The organism is Paenibacillus glucanolyticus, assembly GCF_037333485.1.
Taxonomy (GTDB): domain Bacteria; phylum Bacillota; class Bacilli; order Paenibacillales; family Paenibacillaceae; genus Paenibacillus_AQ; species Paenibacillus_AQ glucanolyticus.
Genome location: NZ_CP147845.1, coordinates 3,629,739 through 3,641,767, shown reverse-complemented (window position 1 = coordinate 3,641,767; position 12,029 = coordinate 3,629,739). Strand labels below are relative to the sequence as shown.

Sequence of the window (12,029 nt, the reverse complement as noted above, 5' to 3'; positions counted from 1 at the left end):
AGAAGAGGTTGAAGATCATTCTGGGGTGCAGAATTTTGGCAATATGAAAAAATTTACCTTAACAAACAATGGATATTTTGTCGATAAATATATGGGGTAGTAACAACAAATTTATCGACATAGGAGGCAGAATATGGACTATTTACAGTTAGGAAAGCAATTCATAGACGGGGAATGGAGAGATGGTAGTAGCAGTATAACGCTGCCTGATATCAATCCTTATAATGATGAGGTAATCACCGCATTTCAAATCGCCAGTGTTGCAGACATTGATGCTGCTTATCAAGCGGCCTGTAAAGCTCAGCTGGAATGGGACAAGGTTAATCCTTACAATAAACGCGATATCCTTGAGAATGCCGTTAAATATATTGAAGTGAATGAGGAAGAGATTACGTCCATTATTGTTCAGGAGCTGGGCGGAACGCGGCTGAAGGCCGCATTTGAAATCGGTCTTGTGAAAAATATCATAAAGGAAGCAGCTACATTCCCTCTTAGAATGGAGGGTAAGATTCTGCCTTCTGTAGAGAACGGCAAGGAGAACCGGCTGTACCGTATGCCCGCTGGGGTAGTTGGGGTGATCAGTCCGTTTAACTTCCCTTTCTTCCTGTCCATGAAATCAGTTGCTCCGGCGCTGGGTGCTGGCAATGGAGTGGTACTGAAACCGCACGAGGATTCACCTATTACGGGTGGAACTCTGATTGGCAAGATTTTCGAGGAAGCCGGTGTACCGAAGGGCCTGTTGAACGTAGTGGTGACAGATATCAAGGAGATCGGCGATGCGTTTGTTGAGCATCCGATCCCGAGAATCATTTCCTTTACGGGTTCCACTAAGGTTGGGAGCTATATTGGACAATTGGCTGTCAAGAATTTCAAAAAACCGCTGCTGGAGCTTGGGGGAAATAGCGCGTTCATTATTATGGAGGATGCGGATATCGACTATGCGGTGCAAGCGGCGACATTCAGCAGATTCACGCACCAAGGTCAGATTTGCATGTCGGCCAACCGAATTCTGGTACAGAAGACGATCTATCAGGAATTTATCGATAAATTCGGAGCGAAGGTCTCTACGCTTACAACAGGTGACCCGAGTGATCCTCAGACCATCCTTGGACCCGTCATCAACAACCGTCAGGCAGAGACACTGCAGCAGCTGATTGCACAGGGCATTGAGCAAGGGGCGGTTCCGCTGTTGAAAGGTCAGATTACGGGCAGAATGGTGGAGCCTACCATCCTCATAGACGTCAAACCGGATATGGTGGTAGCGCAAGAGGAGCTGTTTGGCCCGGTTGTGTGTATCATTCCGTTCGAAACAGAAGCAGAAGCTATTGAAATTGCCAACCATTCACGTTTTGGGCTTAGCGGGGCTATTCATACCTCCAATCTGGAGCGTGGGGTAGAGATGGCGAAGAAAATCCACACCGGTATGATCCATGTGAATGATGTCACGATTAACGACGAGCCGATTGTTGCTTTTGGGGGAGAGAAACAGTCCGGGCTGGGCCGCTTGAATGGGGCATGGAGCCTGGATGAATTCACCACGATGAAGTGGATATCGGTTCATTACGGACAAAGGAAATTCCCGTACTAAGGGCTGGGGGGAGATAGGATGGTAAATGTGACTGAAGTTCAAACACAGCATGAGCTGATCCGAGCTTTTGTAAGGATAGCTCCACTGCTGAATAATCTTACGAATGATGATATCACCATTGGCATATATGATACGGAGAAACTGATCATCAACTATCCGGGCAAAACGTTCTCATTGAATGTGAGCCCAGGTGACCCTTTAATGGAAGGGGATATCGTCACCAACGCGATCAGGAATAATACGGCTCTATCCGCGGTCGTTCCGAAAGAGCTGTTTGGTTTCCCGCTTGCTGCACGCGCGATCCCGCTGCATGACGAGCAGGGCCGCGTTATTGGCGGCGTAGGCATGGGGACCAGCCTCGAGAAAGCGAATAAGCTTTTTGAGATGGCCGAAAGCTTCTCTGCTATTGTCGAACAGACAACGGCGTCCATTGAAGATATAAGCCAATCGGTTTCTCACCTCACCGAGCGTGTAACCAACGTAACGACTCAAATGAAGGACGTCAGCTCAAGTGCTCAGCAGATCGGTAAGATTTCCACCGTGGTTAAGGAGATTTCGGAGCAGAGTAACATGCTGGGGCTGAATGCTTCCATCGAAGCAGCAAGAGCAGGTGAAGCGGGAAGAGGTTTCTCCGTCGTTGCCGATGAGATTCGGAAGCTGGCGACCATCTCCAAAGAGAATGTGGATCGGATTAATGGTATTACGAAGAATATTCAGGAACTGCTGCTGGGATTAAATCATGCTTTTTCTGATATTCACACGTTAACTGACAGCCAGTCAGGGGCGATTCGAGAATTCTCAGTAACGATCCAGGAAATTAGCAATAAAGCCGAGGAATTAGCCCAGGTGGCAGAAGAAACTCTTTTCTCAAAAGAAAGCAAGCCCATTGTTTAGTATCGAAGAAGCCGCGATCATCGCGGCTTTTTTTGTTGGAAACCGACGCGGGTGAGATACAGTCACGTTAATATGGTTAATAAGTTCATAGAAGATCATTCAGCCCGATGATAGGACATAAATACATGTAGGGCTCTTATTTAGGGGATACTATTTGTCGATTCATTTTAATATTTTGAAGAAGGAGCTCTTGCACAGTGGTAGACTTCCTAATGAAATTCAATCCGATTACGCAAGCATTCATTGCGACTTTGTTTACATGGGGAATGACTGCATTAGGGGCAGCCCTTGTGTTTATGACAAAAACATTAAACCAGCGACTATTGGACAGCATGTTAGGTTTCGCCGGTGGTGTCATGATTGCCGCTAGTTATTGGTCTTTATTAGCGCCAGCTATAACCATGTCGGAAGGAAATCCCATAGGGAACTGGTTTCCGGCAGCCTTTGGATTCTTATTAGGCGGGGTATTTCTGTGGGGAATTGATAAAATATTACCTCACCTTCATCCCAATTCTTCGATTGCTGGTGCGGAAGGATATCTTCCAAAACGAAGAAAAAGAAGTACATTGCTGGTGCTCGCCATTACGCTTCATAATATTCCGGAAGGCTTGGCAGTAGGGATAGCCTTTGGTGCGCTCGCCAATGGGGGAACCGAGGCTTCCCTGGCTGGTGCTCTGACGCTGGCCCTCGGCATTGGCATACAAAACTTCCCGGAAGGCGTGGCAGTTTCCATGCCTCTAAGAGGAGAAGGGATGTCTCGAAGAAAGAGCTTTTTCTATGGACAGTTTTCGGGTATGGTCGAGCCCATCGCTGCCGTAATCGGTGCAGTGGCTGTCTCATTTATTGAACCTTTATTACCTTACGCATTAAGCTTTGCAGCTGGAGCTATGATCTTTGTAGTAGCCGAAGAGGTTATACCCAGTTCGCAAGAAAAAGGCAATAAGGATCTAGCGTCAATGAGTTTAATGTTCGGCTTCACATTGATGATGATTCTTGATGTTGCATTAGGATAAATGACAGGAACATGTATGTATAGAGAATTCAATTTTCTTAGAGAAGAAGGCCATGAAGGATGGTTCCTTTCATGGCCTTTTACTGAGCTAGGCTGATGATTGGTTCTTATTAGATAAAAGCACTTGTGATGATAACCAGCAAGATGAACAATACCAAGATTGCTCCTACACCGTTACCATATCCACCATATCCACCATATCCACCTTCTACTACTTCTCCCATGGCTCATTCCCTCCTCCTTGTAAAGCATATGATATTCTATGATGATCTGATGGAAAGGACAGGGTGTTCCGGCAATGAAGTTTTGAAGTGGGTAGAATCAGAGCTAGAGAGCGATAATGAAGCAGCTTAATCCAGCTCGATTCTGTTACAATAGATATACTATCTTATAGAAATGATGTTGATCATGAAAATTGAACTGGGACACCAACAAATCGAAATTCATGTGGAATACGGTCCACGGAAAAAACTCTCGATCCATATCCATCCCTCAGGGCTGGTTACGGTGAAGGCACCGAATTATACAAGTGATGATGTGGTGATACATACCGTAAGGCAGCATGAGAACAAGATATTGAAGCAATTGCAAGCCATCGAAGCAGCACGTACCTCACCGAAGGTCAGGGAATACGAAGAGGAAGGCAAGTTCCTTCATCTCGGCCGATATTGTTCGCTTCATGAGTTAATCGAGACGAAGGGGCGTACGGAAGAAGAGCTTCAGAACGATTTGAAGAAGTTCTATTTCGCAAGCTGCAAGAAGGTAGTCGGTGAACGCATCAAAATCTATCAGAAGCTGCTGAAAGTCACGCCTAAATCCTTCATCATCGAGGAGTCCCGAACAAAATGGGGCAGCTGCAGCTCGGCTAAACATCTCACCTTCAACTATCGTCTTGCGATGGCGCCCATCGAGGTCATTGACTACGTGGTCATTCATGAGCTTTGTCATCTCTTGCATATGAACCACGATCGATCCTTTTGGCGGCTTGTCGGAAGTGTAATGAAGGATTACAAGGAAAAGGAAGCATTCCTCGCAAGGTATGGTAACGCCATGACATTGTAACGCTTCAAGAAGCTCCGTGGAGATGCTTGTGGACAAAACACCTCTACTCGGGGTGAATCTGTCACCCTGTATGATCTATCCGTCTACATCAATGCCATACGAAGTGGATGGGATTACACGCTTGTGAACAATATAATGGGCATAATAAACGCCGATTTTCTTAAGGATGAATTGCATTTAGATAAGCAGCTGAACAAAAATCAAGATAGAACTTCATGTGGACGATAACTCAAGTTATCACAAGAAGAGAACGCCTGATTCAGGCGTTCTCTTTATATTCTTTTCAAGCCTGTTTTGTTCCAGGACGGTCTTTTAAAACCGCCCTGTAGCCAGCATACGTTCTCTGGATATGCGGCTGAGAGAGAGGACGACCGCCTGCGCTGCTCCATAATCATGGCTTGATAGAGCTTGAAGTGTATCCCGGTTGATTCCGATCGCGCTGTAATGCTTGATATGTGGAGTTTGCTTGAAGCGGACGATCGCATACATGCATAATTTATCTCGAAAAGAGTCAAACGTGCTCAGCATCACGCCGTTGCCCAAGGATTCTACAATTTCTCGCATTAATAGGAAATGATGCTTGGTGTATAACGGATAATCATCCATCTGCTCGGCGATTCGCTGTGCCTCAACATGAGCTGCAAGCGACTCCAGGTTTAGGCGAATCTCCCGCTTCGGGTCTTTCATGATTTCGAAACAATAGAAGAGCATGGACTGAATTTGTTCAATTAAATCGAGAAACTCCTTGCTGCTCACTTCCTTGACCAACACGCCGCGATTTTTGAGAGAGGTAACATAGCCTTCCGACTCCAGACGGGCAATCGCATGGCGGACCGGTGTACGGCTCATTTGATACTCCTCGGCTAATTCATTCTCCGATAGCAGGGTGCCCGGCATGAGTTCTCCGAGAACCATCCGCTCACGCAGCAGCAGGTATGCTGTGTCGACAAGCGATATTTTGTTCATATAAGTAGTTCCTTTCTGCCCACGACCAGTGTTTCTTGAGATGGTCTCTTTCGACACTCTACGTTATTTTAACATTTTACCCTATATTAACAGTCTTCTAAGAAGGTGCGCAACCAATTCGGAAATTTAACAAACCTGTTCATCTGCGAAGATATCCTTCTTACATTCAACTTGTATCCTACTTGTGTACCACAGAATATGATATCTATTTCAGGAGGATATAGGATGCTAAAAAACAAAAGACACACAGGTCGCCAAAGTTTGATTCTAACGCTTGTCATGATGATGGTTATTCTCTCCGGCTGCGGAACTGCCGCAAGTTCCGAATCCGGGAGCGAAGGAATTCCGGAAGTCATCCGCGTGGGCATGATGCCAAGTGAAGAGGGGGAGATGAATCGTTCCCAGGAGCAGTTGGCCAAAGACATTACAGATGCAACAGGCATTCCTGCCGAAATATTTGTAGCTGAGGATTACAATATGGTTATTGAAGCGCTTCGTGCAGGTAAAATCGAGATTGGACTCATTGGTCCGTTTGGCTACATCATCGCAACGGAGCGGGCGAACGCCAAGCTGCTTGTCCGTTCTGAAAGTGGACAATCATCCAACACCGTCATTCTCGTTCGTGAAGACTCCCCTTATCAAAGTGTAAAAGATTTGAAAGGCAAAGATTTTCTATTCGTCGATCCGGCATCGACTTCAGGTAACTTGTATCCCCGTGCCACGCTGATGAATGAACTCGGCCTGGCAAACAATGAGCTGGAATCCTTTTTCGGCAGCGTCGCCTTCTCGGGCGGACATGACAAATCGCTCCTTGCCCTGACAAATAACAATGCCGACGCAATCGGAACGTCCAGTTTGATGCTGCCGATGCTGGCAGAATCGGGTCTTGTTAAAGAAGAAGATTTCCGCGTGATCGCCGAGTCCGAGCCCATCGTTGGCGGTGCTCCGCTGCTGTATCGGCAAGATCTGCCTGAAGAGCTGGTAACCAAGCTTCGAGAGCTTATGCTGGATTATCACACTAAAAATCCTGAGTTTATGGAAAGCGTAGGCGCTTCTTCATTTGTAGAGGGGAGCGACAGTGATTTTGATCCGATTCGTAAAGTCGCTAAAGCGCTTGAAATGTCCCCTGAGGAATTGCTGAGCAAATAGAGATAAACAAGGGAGGATTTAAACATGACACTATTGCAAGTGGAAGGCCTGTCTAAAATATATCCGGATGGAACTAAAGCACTTGACAACCTGAATTTAGAGATTCGTACGGGAGAGTTCGTTGTTGTTATCGGACCCAGTGGTGCTGGCAAGAGCACATTGCTGCGCAGCTTGAACCGTATGATCGAGCCGACAAACGGGAAGATACGTTTTAAAGGCGAGGAGACAATGGGGATCAAGGGGAAAAAGCTTCGCGAAATGCGCCGCCATATGGGCATGATTTTTCAGGGATATAATCTTGTCACCCGCGTATCGGTAATCAAAAATGTGCTTCATGGCCGCCTCGGTTATATGAGTCCGTTCAAGGGCGCGCTTGGCCTCTACTCCAAATCGGATACGGAAGCTGCCAAGAGCATGCTGCAGCGTGTCGGGTTATATGAGCAAATGTACAAACGCGCAGATGAGCTTAGTGGAGGCCAGCAGCAGCGAGTAGGGATTGCGCGAGCCTTATCCCAGAAGCCGGACTTGATTTTGGCGGATGAACCGATTGCGAGCCTGGATCCGGCTTCCTCTTTGACGATCATGCATTATCTGTACACGATCTGCAAGGAGGAGGGCATCGCCTGCCTGTGCAATCTTCATCAGGTTGAAATCGCCAAGAAGTATGCCACCCGCATCATTGGTATCCACAAAGGTTCCAAAGTGTTTGACGGGTCCCCTGAGGAGCTCACAGACGATATGATCCAGCTCATCTACAACCAGAGCCATGCTAAAGTGAAGGAGACCGCCTGACATGAATGCGGCACAAATGCAATCCGCTCGTAAAATGAAACGGACCCAGACGATACTGTTCCTCATAGTGCTGCTGGCTCTTGTTATCTGGTCTTCAATCGGCGCAGAATTTTCGCTTCCCGCGCTGTTTGCAGGGGTGGGGGAAAGCTTTCGCTTTATCTTTCTCGATTTTCTGCCGCCGGATTTCTCTTCACTGCCGAAGCTCCTCGAGCCTGCGATGCAGACCATATACATGAGCGTCGTGGCGATGGTTATCGGTTCGATTGTAGCCGGACTCCTGTCCTTCTTAGCGGCAGCCACGACAAGTCCGCATCCTTATCTGCAGGTGTTTGTCCGAGCGGCTACGTCGTTGTTCCGGAACATTCCGGTTGTCATCTGGACTATCCTGCTGGTCGCAGCTTTCGGGCTTGGCACTATCGTTGGCACGATGTCGCTCATATTGATCTCGATAGGCATGCTGACCCGATCCTTTGCGGAGGTGCTTGAGGAGATCGATATGGGTCAGGTAGAAGCGGTTCGCGCGGCTGGAGGTAGTTATTTTCAAGTATTGTCTCAAGCGGTCATCCCGCAATTCATGCCTGGATTTATCGGCTGGAGCCTGTACAATTTCGAAATTAATGTGCGCGCTTCGACGATTGTCGGGATGGTTGGCGGGGGAGGCCTCGGTTTTATTCTGCAATCCAATCTGAAATTGTTTCAGTACCAGAAAGCCAGCATGGCTGTACTTCTCGTGCTTGTCATTGTTCTTGTAGTTGAAACGATCACCAATCGTGTAAGGGAGCGGATCATATGAGGGCGCAATGGAATGAGCCAAAACCATCCCTGACGGTGCTTACGTCTATGGCGGAGCCCAAAAAACCCAAAAAGAACCGCCTTCTTGTGGTGGGAATGCCTCTTGTTGCCTTGCTGTTTGTGTTCAGCTTAATTCAGCTGCAATTCGACTATTCCCGGATCGCCGCAGGTTTCATGAAGCTCATGGGCATTGTCCAAGTCATGTTTCCTCCCGACTTTACGGCGTGGCGGCATGTGCTTCTGGCAGCGATGGAATCGTTGCAGGTCGCCATTCTGGGAACCGTGCTGGGTATCCTGATTGCTTTTTTTCTCTCCTTTTTGGCAGCAAGCAATCTGACGCCCCATCCGTTCATTGCGTGGATCATCCAAAGTGCCGCTTCGCTGCTGCGTGCGATACCGACTGTCGTGTGGGCGCTTATTTTTATCGTGTCTGTCGGGCTTGGATCGCTTCCAGGCGTGCTGGCTATTACCGTGTCTGCGGCAGGTATGCTCATTAAAGTATTCGCGCAATCGCTGGAAGAGGTCGACAAAGGCGTGCTGGAAGCGATGCAGGCCACCGGCGCCAGCTGGCTTGCCATCGTCATGCAGGGTATTTTGCCAACGGTAAAGACGGCCTTTATTGCCTGGTGCGTACTGCGGTTCGAGGGGGACCTTGGAGAATCTACGATTCTTGGCGCAGTCGGTGCAGGCGGTATCGGATATGAGCTGACCCATGCGATGAAATCGTATAATTTTGCCGGGGCTTTGTTTGTCGGTCTCGTTATCTTTATCATGGTATTCAGCGTAGAGCTTGTGGCGAATCGATATAAAATGAATCTGAAAGTTCGTAAACACTAACCACTTGTTAAATAAAAATAGGAAATGAGGAGTTCTGATCATGTCTATATCAATATCAAACAACCTAGTAAAGCAGGGCCCCTTAGTTCAAGCCAAATACAGCGTTAGCAACCGGATTACGATGTCCTGGAATACGGCTGCACATGTTGAAGTCGAGGGTATCTACCTTTCAAATCAACTGGAATTTGACGAGTCCCAAAGCGCGCGGCTTGAAGCTCATATCGATCTGGAGGCTGCTTCTGTAACAAGAACACAGTCCCCGGGTCGCAATTACTATCACCTAAAGTTCAACGATGGCTCTGTCTCAACAATATATGACCGTATGATCAATACAGACGGAGTGATCAATTTCCGTGATATGGGCGGATACCTTACAGAGGATGGACGGACCACTCGCTGGGGAGCACTGCTTCGCTCCGCCGATCTGCATGAACTGAGTGAGCAGGATCTGCATATAGCAGGTACACTCGACATTGACTGGATATGCGACTTGCGCAGCGATTTCGAGGTAGCGAAACGTCCGAGCCCCGCAATGGGCAAGGCAATCAATACGAATATCCCCTTTATGGCGGAAGCTAATCCGGAGGATATGGAGAAGATCGGACTTGACCTGAACGCAGGTTACAAAGCCATGATGATGAATACGGAGAAGTGTTCGCTCATTCTTCATGAGCTGTTACAGGAAGGTCGGTACACGTCTTTGTTCCACTGTGCTGCCGGCAAGGACCGTACAGGGGTGGTATGCGCGCTTATTCTTCTCACGCTGGGTGTGCCGCGCGATGTGGTCATCGAGGATTACGAATTGACCAATCTGGCGGTGGATGAACTCATGAAGCGTTTCCTGGCAGACAGCAAGGATTACATGGACCATATGCCTGAGTTAATGGGAAAGACAGGAGAGATCCCGGAAATGATGAAAGCTAACTTTATACAGGCTTCGCTCGAAGCAATTGATGAGAATTACGGATCCTTTGATCGGTATCTTCATGAAGGGCTTGGCGTTACTGAGGAAGAAAGAACGGTACTTAAAAACAAGTACTTGGTATAGATGGACGTCTTACTCGTAGATAATGATCAGCTCAACCGTACCCATACGTTCACGTACATTCCATCCTCATAATCTGCGGATTGTTAAACTATACGGTTGGTTTGTCTTGAATGTTTCAAACACCCTCTTTAAACAAGAGGGTGTCTGGATTTTTATTCATACATGTTGGCTATAAAGCGGCAAGCTGGTTACCAGCCAACGCGGATAATGAGTCCTTTTGGATCACCTACCTCTAAATAAGCGGCTTGACCGTTGACATCATCATAGGCAAAACCGTATGCCAAACGGTCGATGCTATGATCATGCCAGAATTTCGCATAAAAATTCGCTGGTGCAGCTTTATAATAGTTGGATACCGTATTCCAGTCGCTCGTTGTGTATACATGACGGTTAATGGCTGCGCAAGTGGCAGCATCTGTAAGCGCACCATCACATCTTAGAATGTCCTGCGTGCTGTAGCTTGAGTATCCGCTAAAATAATTGGCATTGGCTCCGCCTGGAGCAAAGGAGCCATGAATCGGTGCTACAATCCGGTACGGAGCCTGTATCGTTGCAAGTGATTTGAAAGCGGCAGGCACCTCATTCTGATATTTGGTGAATATCCCGGCACGGGTTTCCGATTCAAGCTCGCCAACGGTCTTATCGTAGGAGCCCGATTGGTTTACGAGACGATGTTGAATGGGGAAACCAAAACCATCAACACGGGTCGTATTTCCATGATACCCTGCGTTGTCAATCGTAAATTCGACAAAATCGAAGTAAATGTTCCGGTTCGGATCGGTGGGATTGTTGATATCAGGTCCGGCAAATCCATCGTTGTAAGTCTTAATATAGAGCGGTGTGCCTACGCTTAGAAACATTCGGCCGGATGTAATTTTGGGCAGATTCACCCACGATGCGTCACTCACGGTATGATAGATATTGGCATAATTGATCCCATTTTTAGTCAGATGTCCGGGCGCATCATTCAGAGCCGTAGAAATCGGCACCAAATTTCCGCTTAAATCCAGATAACTCCACTTATTGTTGGCAGGGTTTATGCCGAGAACGCCCCAGTATACTTGGTTGTCGGCGTATGCGCCTCCTGTGCCGTTTAATATTTTCATGGATATGGAGCCGCCTGGTGCAACGGGAATGGTGGACGGATTGATGTCGTAGATGGAACCGGAAGAATTGGATGGTGGAGGAGTATTGCCAGCAGTATATGTGAATGTGCCGGTATCGTAAGCGGGAGTTCCATTGTTGTAAGTGAAGAAATAAGTAATAACGGAGCCACTGTTTATGCCTGAGATGGCCTGCTCATATCGGGATTTGCCGCTATTATTGGCCATTCGATAATTTTGCTGGGGGCCGCCATTAATTTGATAATGAATATCCACCCAGCTCGTATTCACGGTTGATTTAAACCAGACCGTCGCCACAGCCCCGGATAGTTCAACCCCTTGGGTGTAGTCAGCAGCCTCTGCTCTGGAATTAAACAAGGAAAAGGATGTAACCAGCATGAACAAGACTAGCAGGGAAGACAAGCATTTTCTCATCATTGTTCCTCCTAAGTATGAAATTAGATTACAAGATGCATCTGCTGGGCAGGGGGGCTCAGCGACCCATTTTACACATATCACCCTCTTCATCAAAAATAATATATATAAACCAATAAATGCGCTTACAATCAGTATTATAATGACATCTCCGAAGCAATTACAGGAGCGAGATTTCGGATGAGGGATTCAAAATTCGGGTCAAATAGGATTGACAGTTCAAGAGAAAAGCAATTATACTCTGAATAAACTTAATCGTTTAAGTTAAACTTGAGCGGCCATCATAAACGTTATTTTAGTAAGGATTTACACATCATCGATGAGACAAGAAAAAGGACTATATATCACTTT

The 12,029-nt window shown here is 47.2% G+C and carries 12 protein-coding genes; 9 read left to right on the top strand and 3 right to left on the bottom strand.

Going from position 1 to position 12,029, the window contains the following annotated elements:
- Positions 1-133 precede the first annotated feature (133 nt).
- From WDY75_RS17125 to WDY75_RS17115, 3 genes are all read left to right on the top strand, one after another.
- Positions 134-1,588, top strand: a complete 1,455-nt coding sequence (locus WDY75_RS17125; protein WP_006210843.1) for an aldehyde dehydrogenase family protein — start codon at positions 134-136, stop codon at positions 1,586-1,588.
- An 18-nt stretch (positions 1,589-1,606) separates the two neighbouring features.
- Positions 1,607-2,482: a methyl-accepting chemotaxis protein gene (locus tag WDY75_RS17120; RefSeq protein ID WP_006210842.1), complete on the top strand. Its 876-nt coding sequence runs from the start codon at positions 1,607-1,609 to the stop codon at positions 2,480-2,482.
- Positions 2,483-2,679: 197 nt separating this feature from the next.
- On the top strand, positions 2,680-3,495 hold the full coding sequence (locus WDY75_RS17115) for a ZIP family metal transporter (protein WP_006210841.1): 816 nt from the start codon (positions 2,680-2,682) through the stop codon (positions 3,493-3,495).
- Positions 3,496-3,604: 109 nt separating this feature from the next.
- Here WDY75_RS17115 and WDY75_RS17110 read toward each other — a convergent pair whose 3' ends face one another.
- Positions 3,605-3,718: a hypothetical protein gene (locus tag WDY75_RS17110; RefSeq protein WP_006210840.1), complete on the bottom strand. Its 114-nt coding sequence runs from the start codon at positions 3,716-3,718 to the stop codon at positions 3,605-3,607.
- Between the two features lie 184 nt (positions 3,719-3,902).
- Between WDY75_RS17110 and WDY75_RS17105 the strand changes: the two genes are divergently transcribed.
- Positions 3,903-4,556: a M48 family metallopeptidase gene (locus WDY75_RS17105; RefSeq protein ID WP_063479459.1), complete on the top strand. Its 654-nt coding sequence runs from the start codon at positions 3,903-3,905 to the stop codon at positions 4,554-4,556.
- Between the two features lie 312 nt (positions 4,557-4,868).
- On the opposite strand, the gene WDY75_RS17100 is transcribed toward WDY75_RS17105, so the two are convergent.
- A complete protein-coding gene (locus WDY75_RS17100; RefSeq protein WP_006210838.1) occupies positions 4,869-5,522 on the bottom strand; it encodes a GntR family transcriptional regulator in 654 nt (217 codons plus the stop codon).
- 225 nt (positions 5,523-5,747) lie between these two features.
- Here WDY75_RS17100 and WDY75_RS17095 point away from each other — a divergent pair, with 225 nt between their 5' ends.
- From WDY75_RS17095 to WDY75_RS17075, 5 genes are read left to right on the top strand one after another with little or no spacing between them, the layout of a single operon-like run.
- Positions 5,748-6,671: a phosphate/phosphite/phosphonate ABC transporter substrate-binding protein gene (locus WDY75_RS17095; RefSeq protein ID WP_063479460.1), complete on the top strand. Its 924-nt coding sequence runs from the start codon at positions 5,748-5,750 to the stop codon at positions 6,669-6,671.
- A 24-nt stretch (positions 6,672-6,695) separates the two neighbouring features.
- Positions 6,696-7,463, top strand: a complete 768-nt coding sequence (gene phnC / locus WDY75_RS17090) for a phosphonate ABC transporter ATP-binding protein (protein WP_063479461.1) — start codon at positions 6,696-6,698, stop codon at positions 7,461-7,463.
- Between the two features lies 1 nt (position 7,464).
- Positions 7,465-8,256, top strand: a complete 792-nt coding sequence (gene phnE / locus WDY75_RS17085) for a phosphonate ABC transporter, permease protein PhnE (protein ID WP_006210835.1) — start codon at positions 7,465-7,467, stop codon at positions 8,254-8,256.
- Positions 8,253-9,092 carry a phosphonate ABC transporter, permease protein PhnE gene (gene phnE / locus WDY75_RS17080; RefSeq protein ID WP_036639410.1) on the top strand — a complete coding sequence of 280 codons (840 nt, stop codon included), beginning with the start codon at positions 8,253-8,255 and terminating at the stop codon, positions 9,090-9,092. The genes phnE (WDY75_RS17085) and phnE (WDY75_RS17080) overlap by 4 nt, the downstream gene beginning before the upstream one ends.
- 40 nt (positions 9,093-9,132) lie before the next feature.
- Entirely contained in the window at positions 9,133-10,140 is a 1,008-nt protein-coding gene (locus tag WDY75_RS17075; RefSeq protein WP_063479462.1) for a tyrosine-protein phosphatase, read from the top strand.
- Between the two features lie 188 nt (positions 10,141-10,328).
- Here WDY75_RS17075 and WDY75_RS17070 read toward each other — a convergent pair whose 3' ends face one another.
- Positions 10,329-11,678 (bottom strand): glycoside hydrolase family 64 protein, encoded by a 1,350-nt coding sequence (locus tag WDY75_RS17070; RefSeq protein WP_063479463.1) that lies wholly within the window; start codon positions 11,676-11,678, stop codon positions 10,329-10,331.
- Positions 11,679-12,029: the final 351 nt, after the last annotated feature.